Annotated in this window: 20 protein-coding genes; 4 read left to right on the plus strand and 16 right to left on the minus strand. The window is 55.0% G+C overall.

Translation table 11 applies throughout. From position 1 onward, the window contains the following. From M1136_05365 to rfbD, 8 genes are all read right to left on the minus strand, one after another. On the minus strand, positions 1-261 hold a 261-nt coding region (locus tag M1136_05365), incomplete at its 3' end, for a hypothetical protein (GenBank protein MCL5075066.1). Positions 262-734: 473 nt separating this feature from the next. Continuing rightward, positions 735-1,445 (minus strand): cyclase family protein, encoded by a 711-nt coding sequence (locus tag M1136_05370; protein MCL5075067.1) that lies wholly within the window; start codon positions 1,443-1,445, stop codon positions 735-737. Between the two features lie 20 nt (positions 1,446-1,465). Next, on the minus strand, positions 1,466-2,311 hold the full coding sequence (locus M1136_05375; protein MCL5075068.1) for an ABC transporter ATP-binding protein: 846 nt from the start codon (positions 2,309-2,311) through the stop codon (positions 1,466-1,468). A 33-nt stretch (positions 2,312-2,344) separates the two neighbouring features. Next, positions 2,345-3,181 (minus strand): ABC transporter permease, encoded by an 837-nt coding sequence (locus M1136_05380; protein MCL5075069.1) that lies wholly within the window; start codon positions 3,179-3,181, stop codon positions 2,345-2,347. A gap of 57 nt (positions 3,182-3,238) precedes the next feature. Next, complete coding sequence (locus M1136_05385) at positions 3,239-3,997, minus strand: sulfite exporter TauE/SafE family protein (protein ID MCL5075070.1); 759 nt, start codon at positions 3,995-3,997, stop codon at positions 3,239-3,241. Between the two features lie 8 nt (positions 3,998-4,005). Beyond that, positions 4,006-4,797 carry a GntR family transcriptional regulator gene (locus tag M1136_05390; GenBank protein ID MCL5075071.1) on the minus strand — a complete coding sequence of 264 codons (792 nt, stop codon included), beginning with the start codon at positions 4,795-4,797 and terminating at the stop codon, positions 4,006-4,008. A gap of 343 nt (positions 4,798-5,140) precedes the next feature. Beyond that, complete coding sequence (locus M1136_05395) at positions 5,141-6,085, minus strand: glycosyltransferase family 2 protein (GenBank protein MCL5075072.1); 945 nt, start codon at positions 6,083-6,085, stop codon at positions 5,141-5,143. Then, entirely contained in the window at positions 6,070-6,918 is an 849-nt protein-coding gene (rfbD, locus tag M1136_05400; GenBank protein MCL5075073.1) for a dTDP-4-dehydrorhamnose reductase, read from the minus strand. The genes M1136_05395 and rfbD overlap by 16 nt, the downstream gene beginning before the upstream one ends. A gap of 254 nt (positions 6,919-7,172) precedes the next feature. Between rfbD and M1136_05405 the strand changes: the two genes are divergently transcribed. Beyond that, positions 7,173-7,757 (plus strand): LysE family translocator, encoded by a 585-nt coding sequence (locus M1136_05405; protein ID MCL5075074.1) that lies wholly within the window; start codon positions 7,173-7,175, stop codon positions 7,755-7,757. Between the two features lie 13 nt (positions 7,758-7,770). On the opposite strand, the gene M1136_05410 is transcribed toward M1136_05405, so the two are convergent. The 8 genes from M1136_05410 to asnS all read right to left on the minus strand — a co-directional run bounded on the left by M1136_05410 (position 7,771) and on the right by asnS (position 15,340). Then, complete coding sequence (locus tag M1136_05410) at positions 7,771-8,355, minus strand: SagB/ThcOx family dehydrogenase (GenBank protein ID MCL5075075.1); 585 nt, start codon at positions 8,353-8,355, stop codon at positions 7,771-7,773. A gap of 1 nt (position 8,356) precedes the next feature. Next, positions 8,357-9,328 carry a 6-phosphofructokinase gene (gene pfkA, locus M1136_05415; protein MCL5075076.1) on the minus strand — a complete coding sequence of 324 codons (972 nt, stop codon included), beginning with the start codon at positions 9,326-9,328 and terminating at the stop codon, positions 8,357-8,359. A 174-nt stretch (positions 9,329-9,502) separates the two neighbouring features. Then, a complete protein-coding gene (gatB, locus tag M1136_05420) occupies positions 9,503-10,993 on the minus strand; it encodes an Asp-tRNA(Asn)/Glu-tRNA(Gln) amidotransferase subunit GatB (protein MCL5075077.1) in 1,491 nt (496 codons plus the stop codon). Then, on the minus strand, positions 10,983-11,273 hold the full coding sequence (locus tag M1136_05425) for a hypothetical protein (protein ID MCL5075078.1): 291 nt from the start codon (positions 11,271-11,273) through the stop codon (positions 10,983-10,985). Before M1136_05425 ends, gatB begins: the two co-directional genes overlap by 11 nt. A 10-nt stretch (positions 11,274-11,283) precedes the next feature. After that, the gene (locus M1136_05430; protein ID MCL5075079.1) at positions 11,284-12,261 is read right to left on the minus strand and encodes a sugar phosphate nucleotidyltransferase; all 978 of its coding nucleotides are present in this window, start codon (positions 12,259-12,261) and stop codon (positions 11,284-11,286) included. Next, on the minus strand, positions 12,258-13,697 hold the full coding sequence (gene gatA, locus M1136_05435; protein ID MCL5075080.1) for an Asp-tRNA(Asn)/Glu-tRNA(Gln) amidotransferase subunit GatA: 1,440 nt from the start codon (positions 13,695-13,697) through the stop codon (positions 12,258-12,260). Before gatA ends, M1136_05430 begins: the two co-directional genes overlap by 4 nt. A 14-nt stretch (positions 13,698-13,711) precedes the next feature. Then, the gene (gatC, locus tag M1136_05440) at positions 13,712-14,002 is read right to left on the minus strand and encodes an Asp-tRNA(Asn)/Glu-tRNA(Gln) amidotransferase subunit GatC (protein ID MCL5075081.1); all 291 of its coding nucleotides are present in this window, start codon (positions 14,000-14,002) and stop codon (positions 13,712-13,714) included. Positions 14,003-14,044: 42 nt separating this feature from the next. Further along, a complete protein-coding gene (gene asnS / locus M1136_05445) occupies positions 14,045-15,340 on the minus strand; it encodes an asparagine--tRNA ligase (GenBank protein MCL5075082.1) in 1,296 nt (431 codons plus the stop codon). Between the two features lie 150 nt (positions 15,341-15,490). On the opposite strand from asnS, the gene M1136_05450 reads away from it, so the two are divergent. From M1136_05450 to M1136_05460, 3 genes are all read left to right on the plus strand, one after another. Further along, positions 15,491-16,819 (plus strand): ROK family protein, encoded by a 1,329-nt coding sequence (locus M1136_05450; protein ID MCL5075083.1) that lies wholly within the window; start codon positions 15,491-15,493, stop codon positions 16,817-16,819. A 184-nt stretch (positions 16,820-17,003) separates the two neighbouring features. Then, positions 17,004-18,398 (plus strand): ABC transporter substrate-binding protein, encoded by a 1,395-nt coding sequence (locus M1136_05455; GenBank protein MCL5075084.1) that lies wholly within the window; start codon positions 17,004-17,006, stop codon positions 18,396-18,398. Positions 18,399-18,546: 148 nt separating this feature from the next. After that, complete coding sequence (locus M1136_05460) at positions 18,547-20,517, plus strand: alkaline phosphatase family protein (GenBank protein MCL5075085.1); 1,971 nt, start codon at positions 18,547-18,549, stop codon at positions 20,515-20,517. Positions 20,518-20,592 lie beyond the last annotated feature (75 nt).

Consider the following 20,592-nt stretch of genomic DNA (forward strand, 5'->3'; position numbering starts at 1 on the left):
CGCCCAAAGTTCCTTAGCATCAGCGATAGGGATCTGAGCCCAGCCCATCGAAGGTGACTCAGCGATGGTCAGTTCCACCGGTTTCACGGCCACTTTCGTTGGCGTCGCCTCCGGAGCCTTAGTCGGGGTTGGCGCTGGCTTGGTCGGCGTCGGCGCCACCACTTTCGTTGGCGTTGGCGTTGGGGCAGCCGCCGGGGCACAGCTGGCCACAAGTAGTGACACAAGGCATAGCATCGAGACAGTGAACACAATTCTCTTCATAGTTCGGTCTGCTCCTTTCTGCTTTTAATCTTGGGAATCACCAGTATTCAGCCGACTTCTCTTACTGTCATCACCTCCTTTTATTTTCAGGTGCCCTCATCCCCCTTACCCCCTTCTCCCGCAAAGCGGGAGAAGGGGGAATTGGGAGCTAGGGCGGAGCCCTAGAACCCTCCCAGAAGGGGGATTCCCCTTCTGGACTATCCCCTTGAGAGATGGGGGGATCGGATCTAGTCTGTATCCCGATTCACTCCAAGTAGTGGGGCTGCGCCCTCCCTCCTTGACCACCCCAGCGGGAGAGGTAAGAAGCGTAGGCTAGACACAGCCCCAGAACCCCTCCCAGAGGGGGTGATTCCTCTTCTGGACTACCCCCCAGGCGGGAGAGGGGAAATCATAATCTGGACGTAGCCCCGGAACCCTCCCTAAGTGTGGGGCTCGTCTCTGCCCTCGGTACCCCTCCTCGACCTCCCCATCTACTAGTCCTCCTCGACGGCGATCACCCTGGCCGGGGCGCCATCGGTCCCCTTCAGCTTCAGCGGCAGACAGATGAACGTAACCCTTGGCTTGGTAATCGCCCCCAGGTTGGTACACCACTCGATCAGGATGATCCCTTTTCCCAAGAACTTCTTATGATTTTGTTCATGCAATGGGGATGGCCAACGACGCTCTGGAGGGGGATGCAAGGGATGGTCATCGGTCATGAAATCCTGGGCCAGGGCCTTTATCCCCTTGCTTATCAGCCAGTCACAGGCATCGGGGGCAAGGTGGATCATCTCCTCCCAGAACCGTTCGGTGCCCCAGGCGCGGTCGGTCCAACCGGTGCGGATTATGGCGATGTCACCCTCCTGCACCTCTGCCCCTGAGGCCTCTAAATCAGCAGCCGTGACGGCCTCGTTCGGCCGCTTATGGCTCATATCAATGACCACAGCCTCGCCTACCAGTTGCTCAAGGGGGATCTCATGATTGGCTAGGCCACCCTTTATGCAGTGATTAGGAGCATCGATATGGGTATAGCTCTGAGTCGTGGTCTCGAACCGCTGGACGAAGAAGCCATGCTCCTCGATAGTTTCAATCGTCTCGAATTTCGTCGGCGGCTCTGGCGCCCCCATCACCTTACTGCGGGGAAATTGGACCCATTTCACCTCTGGATCAACGGTTAGACTCAGGTCGATCAGTCGCTTCACCATCAGAGTACTCCTTTTGCTTTTTAAGCTGAAGGGCGGCGGCGCCCCTCCTGGGGCAGAATCGCCTTGACCTCCTGGTCAAAGGCGATCAAGATCTCCTCCCGAATCAGGTCGAGGATAGTATGTTTCGTCTCCACATAGGTGGAGGAGGTGATGATTTCAGGGGTGCGGGGGCACGGGAGGAGGTTAGTGATGATCTGTTTGACCCGCCCCGGACGAGCCGTCATCAGGCAGATCCTGTCACCCAGGAGGATGGACTCATCAATGTCGTGGGTCACGAAGACGATCGTCGTCCGGAATTGTTCACGGACATGCAGGAGCAACCCCTGCATCATGTAGCGGGTCTGAGAATCGAGGGAGCCGAAGGGCTCATCCATCAGCATCACCTTGGGATTGCTGGCCAGGATACGGGCAATGCCCACCCGCTGCTGCATCCCTCCGGAGAGCTCCTTAGGATACTTCCTCTCAAACCCACTCAGTCCCACCAGCTTGATGTACTGCTCGGCTATCTCCCTCCGCGTAGTCTTATCCATCCCTCGCATCTTCAGCCCAAATTCGACGTTCCCCAGGACAGAGAGCCAAGGAAAAAGGACGTATTGTTGGAAGACCACCCCCCGATCGGCCCCGGGCGTGGTCACCGCCTGGCCATCGATGTCGACGAAGCCGGCTGCCGCCGGAACGAAGCCGGCAATGACGTTCAAGACAGTGGACTTCCCACAGCCTGAGGGCCCCAGGAGACAGACGAGCTCCCCTGGCTCCGCCTCCAGATCAAAATCTTGTACGGCGTGTACCGTGCCCCGCCCGGTTTCATAGATAACATTCAACCCCTTGATAACGATCTTGCCTTGCGCTGCGCTGGTTCTCTCCATGACGATCACTCCCCTCTGGATTCACCTCGTCTCCTACTTGGACCAGAACAGCAACTTAGAAGAGACGAAGTTGAAGATGGCATCGGCCGTAGCCCCCAGGATGCCCAACATCAAAAGCCCGACAAGCATCCGATCGGCGCGGAAGATCAGGTGCGATTCCTCGATGCGGAACCCCAATCCGGCCGAAGCACCAGTCATCTCGGCCGCAACCAGAACGATGAACGAGACGGCGATGCCCAGCCGTAGCCCGGCGACGACGAAGGGCAGGGCCGCCGGCAGCACCACCTCCAGGAATAACTGCCTATCTTTCGCCCCAAGACATTTGGCCGCCCGGATATAGTTGATATCTACCGCTCCCACCCCAACGTGTGTGTTCAACCAAACGGGGAAGAATACACCATAGGTGATCAGAAAGAGCTTCGGCGACTCCCCAAGACCGAACCAGAGGATGGCTAAGGGAACGAAAGCGATGGAGGGTATGGGACGGAAGAGTTGGATGATAGGCTCAAATAGCTGCCGCAGTAGTTGTACCCGCCCGGTAAGCAGTCCCATAGCGATGCCGATGAGTGAGCCAAGGGCAAAACCGCCCAGGGAGCGCTTAAGACTGGCGGCCAGGTCCTGCACAAGCATGCGGGTTTGAACCATAGAAATAGCCTCAGCTACCACCACGGTGGGTGGTGGTACGAAGTTGGGATCCAGAAGCCTGAGCCTGGCCGCCATCTCCCAGACGAATAGAAAGAGAAGTATGGAACTGATGCCAGCCAGGCCACCCGTAGGCTTCACCCTTTGCAGCCATCCCCCCCTTTTGGAAGCAGCCAGTAACATAGAACCGGCCTCATTTAGGGCACCTTCCGTTTTCGATATCTCCACCTCGACACCCCCTTATCTAGACATCCTCAACTAGCGCAGGGCTACACCTTCGCCCTATCACCCCCCAAGGATGACCTTCAGGCCGCTTAAGATACCGACCATCCCCGTGCCAATGACCAGGGCGAAGACCAAGCCCTGAAATAGGCCACCTTGAATATACTTGGATAACTTGACACTGGCCAGAAAGCCAACGACCACAGCCGGGGTGAACAACATAGCATTTTGCAGGACATGTCCATTCAGGGCTCCCAGAGGGGACAGCATCCCTATCGCCACCAGGTTTGAAAGGAGGAAAAAGGCCACCAGCGTGGTACGGAACTTCTCCTTGTCATAGCGTTGGTTTGTAAAGTAGAGAGCTACGGGGGGGCCGCTCATGGCGGTGCTGCTGTTCATAGCACCACTGATAAATCCCACAACGGCAGAGGCGAGGGTCTCATTCTTGACCGTCCTCGTGTAGCCAAATATCAGCGGAAGAGAGGAGAGCACCACAGACGTTCCAATCAATATTTTCAATAGTGGGGCACTCATTACTACTAAGAGGTAAGCCCCCAGTGGCGTTCCTACAACACTGGCGATGGACAGGGGCACGATTCGACTAATGTCCAAATAGTGCCTTCCCTGCCAGATGATGAACACGTCCAGCAATGAGCCCAAGAGAAGCACTAACATAACCGTGCTTCTCGGTTCGAAGAACAGGAGGAGAATGGGGGCGCTCACCAGGGCAAAGCCGAAACCGGTCGAGCCCTGCGTGAGTGCGGCAAAAAGGATCCCCCCAAAGGCTAGAAGAGGTAGTTGCTGGGCTAAGAGCTGTCCCATTCAATCTCCTAAGATGGTCTACTGAGCAAGTTAGGGCTGTCGAAATCCAGGACGGTGGCTGGTCTTTTCCTTTTCAACCTCATGGCGTACCTTATTCGATCTCCTCGATAATGTAGCTCCTCATACTCAAGCACTGACGAATCCACCGCAAAGACAGTGCGCTGGATGAGCAGGATCGGTGCCCCCACAGGCACCCCCAGTACTTCTGCTGTATGCTTATCGGCGGCCGATGCTTCGATGCAGTAATCGGCCTCTCCCAGGAGGATGCCATATTTATCCTCCAAGAGGCTGAAGATCGGATGGGCGGTGAGGTCATCTTCAGCAATCTGACGCCCTAAGCGGGGTGGGATATAGGTAACGTCAAGAGAAACCGGCTGTCCATTTGCCAGGCGGACACGTTCGATGCGGACAACCTCATCACCCAGAGAAAGATGGAGCTGCTCAGCCACCCCCTTCGTCGCCGGTACAGTCTCGATGCCGATGACCCTGGCCGTTGGTTGAAAACCGAGGGCTACCATGTCCTCAACGAAGCCAGTGAGCCCGCTGAGCTCCTGTTCGATGCGTGGCTGACGGATGAAGGTTCCCTTTCCTCTTTTGCGATAGAGCAGCCCATCTTTGACAAGGTCGTTGATCGCCTGACGTACAGTAGTACGGCTCACACCAAACCTGGTGGTGAGCTCCTGCTCTGTCTCCAGGCGGGCTCCAGGCAGCAGATCACCCTTCTCGATCTGCTGGCGGATGATCTCGCGTACCTGGTAGTAAAGGGGCAAGGGGCTCTCTTCAGAGACTATCTCCGCCATAGATTCCGCTCCTTGTGGCATCCATCATTCGAGTTATCTTTCCCAGCTGGTACGCTATCGGCCTAAACGCCCACTAATAATTAGTAGTAATGTAGTTACATTATACCATATTTGTCAAGAGATTCCGCATGAAGGTGAATAGCAAGTGGCCAGGGGCAGAACCCTCCGTAGGTCTTTGGAGATGTGCCTCCCTCGTAGCAGGAGCCCCAAAGGCTATCTTGAACATCCCTTGGGAAGTTGGAAATGCTGTTCAACGCCCTCCCCGGAGGCTTCAACCAATATTCGGGTGAGACAACTATGAAAGACTGAACCACAGAGGAAGCCCGCTGTAACAAGGATGATCTCACGACGTCGGCGTGAGGATGGATTCGATATACTCCTCGCTGACCTTTCTTCGCCCTTGGATCTCCTGTCGCTTATGGAGCATCAAGGGCAACTGCAGCAGGGCCGCCAGCTGTCCCCGTAGTCGGGCTCGGGCAGCTGGCTCACAGAGATGGAGCAATGCTTCTCCAGCGAGCCTGAGTTGAGTCCAAACGATGCGCAAAATATATTTCCGCAGCAGTCCCGGCGGCATATCCTTAACGATAACGTTGATGAAATTACGTCCACAATAGAAGCTAGCCACCTCCCCTCCACCACTGGCGCTCAGATGATGATAGACACGAGCGGTAGGGACGTACCGACAGCGATAACCAGCCAGTTGTGCCCGAAAGCTGAGATCGACATCCTCGCAATAGCCGCCAAAATCCTCGTCGAACAGGCCTATTTCTTCCAGCAAGGAGCGCCGATAAGCCGCTGCTCCAGCACAGGCGCCGAAGACATATATCTGGTCATCGAATCGACCATCATCCTTCTGCCAAACGCCACGATTACCTGGCCTTCCATCACAGGTGTAGAAATCGCCGGCCGAGTGAATGGTATCGCGCCGGTCAAACAGTAGAATCTTTGAGGCACAAAGTCTCGCTTGCGGATCACCTTCTAGAGCCGTGCAGAGCTCGGCTAACCACTGCGGCGCAACCTCTGTATCATTGTTCAAAACGGCTATTATTTCGCCCCTCGAACGGCGAATCCCCTCATTAACTGCCCCACTGAAGAAGCGATTTTGGGGCAGCTTGATGAGGACCACTTCAGGATAGTGCTGGGTAATGAGCTGTACGGAATCATCCGTTGAGCCATTGTCGACAACTATCGTCTCAAAGTGCCGGTAGGTCTGGGACCTGAGGGAATCAAGACAGGTGGGTAACAGCCTAGCCCCATTCCAGTTGGGAATGATCACAGAGGCGAACACAAAAAGTCCTCCAGGGCCTCCTCCCAGGGGCGCATGGTGATCCCTAAAGCCGTCGCAGCGCAGAAGTTACGCAGCTCTGAGCAGGTCGGCCTGGCGGCCGGCAGAGGGTACTTTTTAATGTATTCAGCAGTGGTCATCGGCACCAGGCGAACCTTCTTCTTAATTAACCCAAGGATCTTGCTTATATATTCGTAACGAGAGCAGCGGCCTTCATTAGTGAGGTGATAGAGTCCATAGAGCGGACGCTCAATCAATTTAGCTAAGGCCAGGGCCAAATCGCGGGCATAGGTAGGAGAACCGCTCTCATCAGTCACGGCCAGAATCTCCTCCTGCTGCTCAGCCAGGTGCATAATGGTCTTAACGAAATTGCGTCCCGTGGCACTATAGAGCCAGGCTGTGCGCACGATATAGAAGCGATCGAGCAGCATCTGCACGTAGCGTTCGCCGGCCAGTTTGGATTTACCGTACATGTTGATGGGGTTCGGCTCATCGAACTCCAGGTATGGCTCACCCTTCTTTCCATCGAAGACATAGTCGGTGCTGATATAGACCATCGCTGCCCCCACCTGATGAGCAGCCAGGGCTACGCTTTGCGTGCCCAGTCCATTCACACGGTAAGCAGTGTCCGGATCGAGCTCGCAGCCATCGACATTCGTAAGGGCTGCGGCGTGAATGATGACATCTGGGGCAAATTCTTCGATAGCCCTCAGCGTAGCCTCGTAATCCGTAATATCTAGATCGGGTAAGTCAGCCAGGCCAAGTGTCTGAGTCTCCAGAACCTTCTGGAGATCTACCCCCAACTGACCTCGGCTGCCGGTGATGAAGATCCTCATCTTACCTCTCCCTAGCAGGTTCGCCTATCTGGTGGATGTATTCTACCATAACCGTACGTATTGCCCTCTGTATACTTATGGGTGTAACATTGATTTGTGAACTATTTTGTGAACTATGCTGGGTAGAAGAGGCTGTCCTCTTTGACCCATACTGAACATTCTCCAGTAATTGTACTGAAAGGTACAGAACCTTGGACCTTTCCCTGCTCGTCATCTTTATCACCTCTTTGATAGTGGGGCTCTCAGGGGCGCTGATGCCAGGGCCATTACTCACGGTGACTATAAGTGAAAGTGCCCGCATCGGCCGCCGCGCCGGCCCACTTCTGATCCTGGGGCATGGCCTGATCGAGCTAATCTTAGTAGTTGCCCTTTTCATTGGACTCAGCAGACTACTCAGTCATAACCTGGTGGCTGGAAGTATTGGGGCCTTAGGGGGTAGCTTCCTTATCTGGATGGGCTTCAGTCTGACTTATGATGCCTGGAAGGATAGGATACAATTGTTTGGAGGATCAGGTCAGGCAGCTCGGTCCCATCGCCCCATCTTGACCGGGATACTCGCCAGCATCGCCAATCCTTATTGGGTACTCTGGTGGATCACGGTCGGGGCCAGCTATATCATCTGGTCACTACAACACGGCCTCGCCGGACTAATCTCATTTTACACTGGACACATCTTGTCAGACCTGGGTTGGTATAGCCTGGTAGCCGTAATCGTCGTTAGCAGTAGAAAAATAATCAACGATACGGTCTATCGAGGCATCTTTCTCGCCTGTGGACTGTTTCTCATCCTTCTCGGCCTCTATTTCATCAACTTTGGCCTGGGCTTCTGGCTAAGATGAGCAGCCGAGGAGATCAGCGAGGCACACCAACAGGAATAATATAGAGTGGCTGATGATTGGGTGGACAGCCGATAGCCAATTGCACCTTCTGATCGTAGAAGGCGGCGATAGGGACGCTGGCCAGAGCCAGGGCTACCGCCTGTAAATGGACATTCTGCGCTATATGCCCAGCCTCGAGGATGACATATCGCTCGGCCCTAGCACCGTATTTTGCCGCCGTTCGTTCGTAGATGACAGTGATGATCATATTCAATGGGGCTTCCCAGATATACCTCTGTCCGAGAGCCGCTGCTGATAGTTGTTCTCGCCAATCGCCGGGCTTGACCATCTTCAAGGAGTGGTCTCTCGGTGAATAATGATAAATCCCCTGTGACAACACTGCGTACAGTTCCACCGGATAAAGAGCCCCTGCAGAAGGGGCCGCTCGTAATCCTTCCCTCCTATCCGTGATCCCTTGAGCCACCCAGAGCAGTTGGGAAATCTCTTCTAGCGACAGCTCCCTCCGGCTATAGCGGCGAACGGAGCGTCGCCTCATGACGGCCTCTTCCAGAGACATCTGACCCGATAAGCGCGGTGTTGGTAGCTGAATAGTCTCCATCTCACCTGGCCAAGACTTCAGCCAAGGTATAAAGATGCTTATCGACCTTCTTTTTCTCAGCGAGCACAGTGGCGATGTCGGTGGCCTTGATCTCGTTTCCGACAAGACCCACCATTTTACCAGAAATGCCTGATAGCAGCTGCTCCACAGCCACTGCTCCCAGGCGTGTAGCCAGGATACGATCGAAGGCAGTAGGCGAACCACCTCGCTGGATATGGCCGAGGATGGTGACCCTGGTCTCGAACCCAGCTTCTTCTTTCCTATCCTCAATATACTGGGCGAGGGCAGCTGCGTCGTATTTAGCCCCTTCAGCCACAATGGCGATAAAATGCGGCTTGCCCTTGGCATAGGCACGCTTCAGTTCCTCGACCACCATAGCCGGGTTCGCCTCCACTTCGGGGATGAGAACCACCTCCGCCCCACCAGCCATTCCAGCCATCAGGGCTAGATACCCACAGTGACGCCCCATCACCTGAACGATGAAGGCTCGATGATGAGCACTGGCCGTATCCTTCACTCGGTCGATGGCCTCCAGAATGGTATTGAGAGCAGTATCAACCCCGATGCTCATATCCGTCCCCCTCAGGTCATTATCGATGCTTGCGGGTACCCCTACCACTGGGAAGCCCAACCTATGTATGGCCAGAGCTCCATGCATGGAGCCATCTCCGCCGATTACTACTAAACCCTCGATGCCGTGCTCAACCAGATTGCGTACCCCCGCCCTCTGTCCATCTTCTGTTTTGAACTCCTCACAGCGGGCTGTTTGCAGGATGGTACCACCCCTTTGCATGATCTCACTCACAGAACGGCTGTTCAGCGGCTTCAGCTCTCCCTGGATGAGGCCGGCGTATCCCTTCGATACACCCCAAACCTTCGCCTCGCGGCTCAGGGCGACGCGCACCGAGGCTCTGATGGCCGCATTCATGCCTGGGGCATCGCCCCCACTAGTCAAGACCGCAATCCTCTCCATCAATTACCTCCTCATGCCTGAATGTTTGCCGAAAATGGCGATGGCTACGGTGATTCCATTGCCTATAAGATTCACTTTGATCGTAACCGTCTAGTACTTGCTTGAAGGCGAAGAGGTGTGGGCGAACACCCTCAGTTGGCAGAGACAAGCGCCCTTGGTCAAGCCCGAGGCCCATCAACGAGCGTCCAGCTTTGCCCTTAACAATTGATTCACCAATGCCGGATTAGCCTTGCCCTCGGTAGCGCGCATGACCTGCCCAACGAGGAAGCCAAGCGCCTGTGTCTTGCCAGAGCGGTAATCGGCTACGCCCTGGGGATAATCCGCCAACACGCGCTCCACAATCGCCCGCAACGCCTCCGCATCGCTGACCTGGGCGAGTTGTTGCTCCTTGACGATCAGTGCAGGGCTCTTACCCGTATAAAACATCTCTTCGAAGACCATCTTGGCTGTACGACCACTGAGGACGCCTTCATCTATCAACCGCAGCATCTCCGCCAGATGATCAGGGGTGATTCTGGTCTGCTCCAGTTCCAGTCCGCTAGCGTTTAACAGGCGAAACAGCTCTCCACCGATCCAGTTGCTGATGGGCTTGGGATGCGGATAGAGAGTCAGGCAGGACTCGAAGAAGAGTGCGACGGACTTATCAGAGGTCAGGATGCCAGCATCGTAGTCAGATAGTCCGTATTCCCGTTTGAACCTCTCCCACTTAGTATCAGGCAATTCCGGTAAGCGTTGCCGAATCTCCTCGATCCATTCTCGACTCAGGATAAGCGGGGGAAGATCCGGCTCGGAGAAATAGCGGTAATCGTGCGCATATTCCTTGGAACGCTGGGAGACTGTCACCCCCCTATCTTCGACCCAGCCTCGCGTCTCCTGTTCGATACATCCCCCATTGGCCAGCACCTCCATTTGGCGCTTCGCCTCGTAGGATAGGGCACGGTAAACGGCCCGGAAGGAATTCATATTCTTGATCTCTACTTTACTGCCCAATTCCTTACCACCCCAGGGACGAACAGAGATATTGGCATCGCACCGAAAGGAGCCCTCCTCCATGTTGCCGGTTGAAACCCCCAGATAGCGCAGGATATTGCGCAGCTTGATGAGATAGAGTCTGGTCTCTTCAGCCGAACGCAGATCAGGCTCACTGACGATCTCCATCAGTGGCACGCCGGAACGATTGACGTCCAGGAGACTATACGTCTCTCCCGATGGTTCATTGTGATGCAGGAGTTTCGCCGTGTCCTCCTCAAGGTGGACATGATTGATACCGATGCGTTTAAGTTGACCGTTGACTTCGATCATCAGCCACCCCTGTTGGGAAATAGGGAGGGCATATTGAGAGATCTGGTAGCCCTTCATCAGATCAGGGTAAGGGTAGTTCTTACGATCGAAGCGGGTTACTTCGGGTAGACTGCAATTAAGGGCTAAGGCCGTCATAATCGTATACTCTATGGCCTTCCGATTTATCGTCGGTAAGACGCCCGGCATTCCCAAACAGATGGGGCAAACGAGCGTGTTCGGCGGGGCAGCCGCATACTGGGCGCTGCAACCGCAGAACATCTTGCTCTTGGTCAACAACTGAGCATGTACCTCAAGCCCAATGACCACCTCATAAGGGGAGAGCTCCCTCTCCTCAATCGTGATCCGTTGTTCTTCAATCCTCATTTGACCCAACCGCAATAGAGCAATCGTTCATCTTCTGTATCAGCCACAGATCATCATCTTCGTCGTACGATAGTTCCACGATCGTCCCCTCCTCAGTCCGCAGGCGAAAATGGCGACGTCTTCTTCCTGGCACATTGGCCGCGACGCTATACCAGGTATGTAGTATCTCTTTCACTTCATATTCCCTTTCTCGCCAGCGAAAGGAGCAAGGTCTTTCACCGTATCTGCTGCCGGAGTAGCATTTCACCTCGGCTGATTCGATCTTTTCTTCGGGAGACACCTTCGCTCTCCTATTCCATATCTACCTCGGAGGAATCACCGACATTCAACCGTTTGTAGGTTCCCCTTACCCTTGCCTCACTACCGATAAGGGAGCCACTCAACATACTATCTTCGATGACCGAGCCATCGTTGATGATAGAATCCTTGATGATGGAATTCTTAATGACACTGTGGTCAGCGATGGTCACATACGGACCAATGATGGAATTGATGATGGTAGCCGAACGGGCGATATAGACCGGCGGGATAACGATGGAATCGAATACATCCACATTTTGGCCGCCCCCATTACGGAGAAGGTAACGATTTGTCTGTAAGAGGCTCTCGGGCTTGCCACAATCCTCCCAGACCTCCACCTTCGCTGCCTCCAGTTTAGCCCCCTGGTCGATCATCAGTTGGAGAGCATCGGCCAGGAAGTATTCTCCCTGGGTCTTGATTTGGCGGGTGAACAGTTCCTCTATACAACTGAAAAGCAGCGGAGCATTCTTTAGGTAGTAGACACCAATGACGGCCAGGTTAGAGATAGGCTCCTTAGGCTTCTCCAGCAATTTCCCCACAAAACCATTCTTCAGGAGGACAACACCAAAGCGCCGTGGATCGGTCACCTCTTTTACGTAGATTACCCCATCGGAAGCGAGGTCCACCAGTTGTTGCAGGTCAGCCTCGAAGATGGTATCAACGAAGATAATGAGCACAGGCTCATTCACAAGGTCCTTAGCCAGATGGATAGCGTGGGCCTGGCCGAGTCGCTCCTTCTGCTCCAGGAATTGGGCAGGGAAGCTGTAGTTAGCCTTCACGTATTCCTCAATCTGTTCGCCCAGGTAGCCAGTGATAAATATGATCTCGCTGATATCCAGGCTGATGAGCTTATCAAGGATATGTCCCAACACCGGCTTGCCGGCCACGTTGATCAAGGGCTTAGGCCGGGTATGCGTATGTGGCCTCAACCTAGTGCCTAAGCCGGCTAAGGGGATAATAACCTTCATTTTCTTGCTCCTTTTCTACTCTGCTCAAAAGCGTAACCCACGCGCAACAAGGTGCCCTCAGCAAGAGGTTTACCTAGAAGCTGCATGCCCACCGGTAAACCATCAACAAAGCCGCAGGGCACATTCAAGGCAGGGATGCCAGCTAGATTAGCTGTGGTGGTGAACACATCCGATAGATACATGGCCAGAGGATCATCGATCCTTTCCCCTATTTTGAAGGCTGCCGTTGGCGAGGTAGGGGTGACCAGCAGATCGAACCGCTCAAAGGCCTTATCAAAATCGCTCTTAATAAGGGTACGTACCTTCTGCGCCTTCAGATAATAAGCCTCATAATAGCCAGCTGAAAGGGCATATGTGCCCAGCATAATGCGCCGCTTAACCTCCGGCCCGAAGCCGTATTGCCGCGTCTTAGTGTAGGCATCCCACATATCCTCTCCCGGAGCGGAGAAACCGTACTTAACGCCGTCATAGCGAGCCAGGTTGGCGCTGGCCTCAGACGGGGCGATAATATAGTAGGCGGCCGTGGCGTATTCAGTGTGGGGCAATGACGTCTCCTCCATCTCAGCGCCGAGGTCAGCCAGGGTAGCCAAGGCCTGACGCATAACTTTCTCCACGGCCGGTTGCATGCCACTCACAAAATATTCCTTAGGTATACCAATCCTGAGTCCCTTGATCTCAGGGACAAGATCAGCTGTATAATCCGGCACCGGTGCATTCAACGAGGTGGAATCGCGCCGGTCATAGCCGGCGATAATGTTCATCAGCAGAGCACAATCGGTGACATCCTTCGTCAATGGACCGATCTGATCGAAGGAAGAGGCGAAGGCGACCAGACCATAGCGAGAGACACGGCCATAGGTTGGCTTGAGCCCCACTAAGCCGCAGAAGCTGGCTGGTAGACGAACCGAGCCGCCGGTATCAGAACCAAGGGCATATACGGCCAGTCCAGCGGTGACAGCCGCTGCCGAGCCACCACTGCTGCCCCCAGGCACTCGCTCAGTATCCCATGGATTCCGCGTCGGGAAAAAGGCTGAATTCTCTGTAGAAGACCCCATGGCAAACTCGTCCATATTGGTCTTACCAAGCATGACCATGCCTGCAGCCTTCAGTCGTTCGATCACATTCGCATCATAGGGGGGCGTAAAGTTCGACAGAATTCGAGAGGCGCAGGTGGTACGAACGCCCGCTGCACAAATGTTGTCTTTGATCGCGCCAGGTACACCACTAAGCGGCCCACCATCGCCCTGGGCGATAAGGGCATCAGCCTGGGTGGCTTGCTCCAGAGCCACTTCCGGTGTCAGGGTCAGATATGCTCCCAATCGGGCATTTTCGTGCTCTATTCGCTCCAGGAAAAAGCGAGTCAATTCCCTTGAGGATGTCTGTCTGCGACACAGTAAGTCATAGGCCTCATGAATGGTCAATTTACTCAGATCCATCGTACCGCGCTGATCTACTCCTCCAGTACAGCCATAATCCGAATGTAATCCTCCTCAAGACGAGGAGCATTAGCCAGGATCTGCTCTCTGGGGAGAGACGGGCAAGCCTCATCATCCCGCATCACGTTCAAGAGAGGAATAACTTGGGCCGTCGGCGGGATGGCCTTGGTATCGACCTGGCGCAAGATCTCCATGCTCTCCAAGATCGTGGAGAGTTGCTCACTGAACCTCTCCTTCTCAGATTCGGTAAGGCCTAGACGGGCCAGGTGGGCCACGTGCTCAACTTGCTCACGACTGATCCGCATTCGTATTCCTCCTGAACAGCGGCTTCTTCGAATCCCTCTCGCTTATGGATACATCCTATAGAGCATCCTGGGGAAGGGGATCGTTTCCCGTATATGGTCTAATCCACAGATCCAGGCCACCGTCCTTTCGATCCCCATACCGAAACCAGAGTGAGGTACTGAGCCATAACGACGAAGGTCCAGGTACCACTCGTAGGCTTCGCGAGGAAGATGGTGCTCTTCCATCCGCCTCTCTAGAAGCTCTAAATCGTCTAGGCGCTGTCCGCCACCGATGATTTCTCCATAACCCTCCGTGGCCAGCAGATCGGCGCAAAGGGCCACCTCCGGACGCGTCGGATCTGGCTGCATGTAGAAGGCCTTATACCGCAGCGGGTAGCTGTGGATGAAGACCGGCTTTTCAAATTGCTGGGACAGGACTGTCTCATCCTGCCCACCGAAGTCCTCTCCCCAGACAATCTCCACACCGTGGCGTTTAAGAACCTCCAGCGCCTCATCATAGGAGAGGCGAGGGAAGGGCGATTCTACCTTCAGCAGGGGATCGATGTTGCGCCCCAAGACTTCTAGTTCCCGGCGTCTCCTTTGGAGAACGGTTTGGACAATGTAGCAGACGAACTCTTCCTGAAGCCGCATATTCTCCTCTTGATTGGCATAAGCCATCTCCGGTTCAATCATCCAGAACTCCATAAGGTGCCGACGCGTCTTGGATTTCTCGGCCCGGAAGGTAGGGCCGAAACAATAGACTCGTCCGAAGGCCATACAGGCAGCCTCGTTGTAGAGCTGTCCGCTCTGGGTCAGATAAGCCTTCTCCCCAAAGTAGTCGGTTTGGAAGAGAGTAGTCGTTCCCTCACAAGCAGCGGGGGTGAGAATAGGCGCATCGATCAAGATGAAGCCATGGTTATCCAGGAACTCATGACAGGCTCTGATGACCTCCGCCCTGACGGTCAGAATGGCCTGCTGCCGTGCCGAACGCAACCAGAGGTGACGGTGGCTCATAAGGAAGTCTACACCGTGCTCCTTAGGGCCAATAGGGTAATCTTGGGCTATCTGGATGATCTCGAGATCCGTGATGGATAACTCATAGCCACCTGGTGCTCGTCGATCCTCTCGTACCGTACCGGTGGCCAGTAGGGACGATTCCTGAGTCAGCCGGTCCGCCTTCTTGAACACCCCTGTGGAGACATCGTCCTGGAACACGACCCCCTGAATGATACCCGTACCATCACGGATGAGGATGAATTGAATCTTGCCACTCGAGCGCTTGTTGTAAACCCACCCCCGAATGGTCACCTCTTCTCCCACATGCCGTGCCACATCACTTATATAAATCACTTGTGCCATTCCTCAGTAAGTATAGCACCTGGTCTGGTCTCCAGCAAGCGACAAGGCGAGACTTGCTGAAGGCTATTGACAAAAGAGTTTTCCCCATGCTACAGTTTAATTAAATCAATTAATTTAATTAATTTCGCAGCGATACCTTAGAATCGGAAGATGACGCCTCTTCTAGGACGCAACCTACCTCAACTGAAAAGGTTAAACCGCAGTACCGTTCTCCAGGTACTGCTCCGTTATGGCCCCTTATCCCGCCGAGACATTGGCCAGATAACCAGGCTGACGCCGGCCACCATCACTAATATCACCGCAGAGCTCATCGCTAACAGCCTGGTAATACAAAAGGGGAGCGTCGCTGATGACAACGAGAAGGGGAGCGGGCGGAAGAAGGTCCTCCTGGACCTGAACCCCACTGGAGGCTACGTTGGATCAGTACATATAGGAGCGAGGGCCTCCTCGGTGGCCATCGCTGATCTGAAGGCCAATATATTACAGCAAACGAGCTTCCGTCCTGAAGGAGGGGCCACCCCTGAAGCGGTGCTGCCAAGAATAGCGGAAGGGTTCCAACACCTCATAAACAAGGGCGAGATCAACCCCTCCCAGATACTTGGACTCGGCGTCGGCGCGATGGGCATAGTCGATCCGGAAAAAGGAACGATCAAAATAATGCCCGAGATTGGTTGGCAAGAGGTACCGATCAGACAAGAATTGGAGAGGACGTTGAGCTTGCCGGTCGTTGTTGATAACAGCGTGCGGACGATGGCCCTGGCTGAAGCCTGGTTTGGGCGAAGCCGTGACGTTGGTAACCTCCTGATGATCTTCGTGGGAGCCAGCATCGAATCTGGACTCATCATTGATCGCCAGATTTATCGGGGTACTACCTATGCAGCCGGGCAAATAGGACACTTAATCCTCCAGGAAAATGGACCACCTTGCCCTTATGGCCATCGGGGATGTCTAAATGCCCTGGCCTCTGGAGTGGCTATCGCCAGAGAGGGAGCGGAGGCAGCGGCGAAGAACCCGGATACTCTGATCCACCAGCTGGTCGGTGGTCGGTTGGAGCAGATATCAGCCCCCGTAGTAGTTGAGGCAGCCAACAAAGGGGATAAACTGGCCCTGAGCATCATGGAGCGGGCTGGCCAATATCTGGGCATGGCCATTGCCAATGCCCTGAACCTTTTCGACCCTGAGGCTATCATCATCAGCGGACGGATAGCCTTGAATAGCTCGGCATTTCTTCAAGCAGCAAAACAGACAGCCCAGAGCCGTTCTCTGCGAGGCTCTGAGGGGGACGTACAAATAGTCCCCACCAGCTTTGGGCCAGACGTGGCCGCGGTAGGGCCAGCAGCCCTGGCCCTCTCGACCTTCCTCTACTCCCCCATGCTCACCCTACCCTCAGACATGCCTAGAAGACGATGGCTCTTAGCCCAGGTGAGGCAGCAAATGCCCCTGGTCCAACCCTGGGGAGAAGTAGCATCGGGGATGTGATTGCTGGACCAGGTCGTCGGATCTTAATTTCAAGCTCCCTGGATGTAAGGAGGAGGACGGTATATAAGGGAAATTTGTAGACGTGACTCACTTAATGACGAGGGGCCGACCACCCCCATGTCTGAGTCAAGGCGAGTTTGCAACTTTAGAGAATTAAAAAACTGACGGAGGGAAAAAGAGAAAAATGAAGAGATTTCTCAGCATCACTTTGGTTGTCCTATTCGTAGTGCTGGCCATCGGCTGTGCCCCAGCCGCGCCGGCTCCGACACCGACAAAGGCGCCTGTAGCCGCCGCGACACCAACCAAACCAGCGGCTGTCACTCCCACCCCAGCTAACCCAGTAGATCTGGTAGAGCTGAAGGGACCGGTGGAGATCGTCTATTGGCACACCTTCGCTGGAGCGACAGAGAAGGCCCAGCAGAAGATCATTGATGAGTTCCAGAAAAAGTATCCGAACATCAAAATTAAGGCGGAATATGCCGGCAACTTCAACCAAATCGCGCAGAAACTGATGGCCGCTACCCAGGCTGGTAGCCTGCCCGATGTAGCAGTGGCGTACGAGAACAACATCGCCAACTACGCCAAGGCCGGGGTAGTGTTACCCCTCGAGGACTACGTCGCCAGTAAGAAGTACGGTCTCCCTAAGGAGAGCATGGATGATTTCTTCCCCCTCACCATCCAAAGAGTGACCTTCCCTCGCCTGGGGAACAAACTCCTCGGTTTCCCCTTCACTATCAGTAACCTGGTGATGTACTACAATGAGGATATGCTGAAGCAGGCTGGGGTCAGCCCCATACCCCCCACCACCTGGGACGAGTTTCTGGCCGCCTCAAAGGCTGTGAAGGAGAAACTGGGTAAGAGCGGCATCGCTATCTCCCCCAACGCCTCCATCACCCATGCCATAATCTACTCCTATGGGGGCAAGGTGTTCAGCGACGATTGGAGAACATCCCTTTACGACCAGCCAGCCGGGTTGAAGGCCTTCCAACTGTTGGAGACGATTGTCAAGGGTGGTTATGGCTATGCGGTCAAGATCACTCCGACTATCGGCGACGATGCAAATGACTTCGCCGCTGGCAAGACAGCCTTCTGCATCCGCACGGCGACGAACATCCCCTTCTTCCGGAATGCCATTAAGGATAAGTTCAAGTGGAGCGTAGCCCTGATCCCACAGGCAGCAGACAACAAAGACAAGGCCACAGTGACCTTCGGCCCCAGCGTCGTCGTCTTCAAGAGCACGCCGGAGAAGCAACTGGCTGCCTGGGAGTTCCTAAAATTCTTTACCAGTCGAGAGGTGACCGCCGAATGGGCCATGGCTGCTGGATTCCTGCCTGTTCGCCTATCGGCTCGGGAAGACCCGAAATATAAGGCCTTCCTGGAATCTAACCCTGTGTTTAGGGCCGCCTTCGAGATAACCCGCTACGGCAAGCGAGAGATGCCCAACCTGGCCGCCTCAGCGGAGATTCGCAACTATGTAGACAGCACATCAGAAGCGGTAGTCACCCTGACGAAGAGCCCTGCGGAGGCAGCGAAGGAGCTCACCATAAAGGCCAACAAGCTGCTGGCTGAAGAGAAGTAGTCCGGCAGCAATAGGGACAGACATCAGGGGTGAGACCCCAGGCTTCACTCCTAAGAATGGCCCCCACTGAGCGGGGAATTCCCCGCTCAGTGGGGCCTAAACAGGAATAGATCCTTCTCCTCATAATTACCCATAGGAGCAAATGAGTATGAAAAAGAAGGCCATCGTCATCGGACTCGATTCGATCAGTCTTCCCTGGGTGAAGCGGTTCGCCGCCGAGGGAGCGCTGCCCAACATGAAGCGCCTGATGGAGATGGGCGCAACTAATAAGGCGATGCCCTGTATTCCAGCTTATACACCGACCAACTGGGCCACCATCGCCACCGGCGCCTGGCCGGGCACACACGGCGCTGGCAATTGGAACGATCGCTCCCCTGCTGATCCTGCGGCTCGGGTTTCACTTTCCACCTTTGATTCTCGCGCCATTATGGCCGAAACCATCTGGGGGGTAGCCGAGCAGGCCGGTCTACGAAGCCTGGTGATCGCCTACCCAGGATCATGGCCCCCTCGGATCACCAATGGCTACGTCGTTGCCCCCTTGGACAAGGGGCTTGTTTCGCGACAGATGATCCCAGGTGCAGAGTATACTACCGCAGCAGCTGGACCGAAGGCCATCAATGTGACCCTGACCCAGACCAAAAATGAGCATTTCGCCTCTAACAAACGGCCCCTGGAGACGACCATCATCGTCTCCCCACAACACCCAGCGCTTACGGGCAAAACGGAGAGAGGGGTGCCCTGGGGTTTTGATTTGGCCCAGCAGGTCGGCGCTGTAGAGGATGGGGCAGACCTGGAGACAGCTGTTATAGAAGGGAGGATACACGCCTCGACAGCAGCGGTCTCTGCCAGTGAGGCGGTGTTTCACGCCCTTGTGCTAAACTCTCAGGGTCAGGGATATGATCGCCTTCTCCTCTATGAGGGGAATGATAGCAGTCACCCTGCGGCCGATCTGAAAGTGGGCGATTGGAGCCCCTGGTTTTTCAAGCGGTTTGAACTCAATGGCCGAAGAGAGGGCGGCTCTTTTCGCTTCAAGCTCCTTCACCTCTCCCCCGACGGCCGGGAACTCCGTTTGTTGCGCTCGGAAGTCTACCCAACTGCTGGCTTCACCCACCCTTCAGGACTGGCAGAGGAATTGATCGCGAAGGTCGGGCCGTATTTCGAGCATCCTGTCCTGAAAGAGCCTCGTACACGAGAGGAGGAGGACGCTGTCATCGAGGAGGTACGTTATCAGGCGATGTGGCACGCCAGGGTGGCCGAATACTTGAATGGGCATTGGGATCTTTATTATAGCCACTGGCACTGGACCGACTCCGCCGAGCATCGCTGGCTGGCCGCCAGTGACCCTGCCTCGCCAGCCTACGATCCGGCTGAGGCCCAGAGGTGCCTGGATTTCCGCCGCCGTTCCTACCAGGGGGCTGATGAAATGGTCGGCGCCTTCCTGAAAATGGCTGACGAACAGACTTACATAGCCGTCATCTCCGACCATGGCAACTCCCCTAACATCCGGGTATGCAGCACACTGAAACTCCTGGCCGAAAGTGGGCTTACAGTCTTCCGGGGAGATCCATACCGTCCACTGGGCATCGATTGGACCAGATCACGTGCCTACCCGCACGGTGCACTCCAGATATGCGTCAACCTCAAGGGCCGGGAACCTCAGGGGATAGTCTCAGCGGAGGACTATGAGAAGGTACAGGAAGAGATCATCGATCTCCTCTACAACTGGCGAGAGCCGCAGACAGGCAAAAGGGCTATAGCCCTGGCCTTGAAGAAAAAAGATGCCCCTCTAATTGGTTTCTGGGGGGAGAGGGCCGGAGACGTGATCTTTGTCTTCAATCAGGGCTTCGGTTGGGGCAGACCGACGGCGGGCACAATCGATGTGGCTCCTCTCAGCGCCAATCATGGGCCTCAGGTGCCGACAGCTGAGACAAGTCTGTCCTCCAATCTGGCCGTCCTGATTATGGCCGGTCCTGGCATAAAGAGGGGTTATGAGCGTGATTATCAGCGCTACGGACTGATGCGACTGGTAGATTTCGTGCCCACACTCTCATTCTTGCTTGGCTTCAAGCCACCAGCGCAAAGCGCCGGCACGGTGCTTTATGATCTCCTGGAGGAGTAGGGGGAAAGAGAGAGGTAGTCCAGAAAGGGGTAACCCCCTCCTCGAAGTCCGCCGAAGGAGGACGGGGTGTGCAGA

Source organism: Chloroflexota bacterium, from assembly GCA_023475225.1.
Classification (GTDB): Bacteria; Chloroflexota; UBA6077; order FW602-bin22; family JAMCVK01; genus JAMCVK01.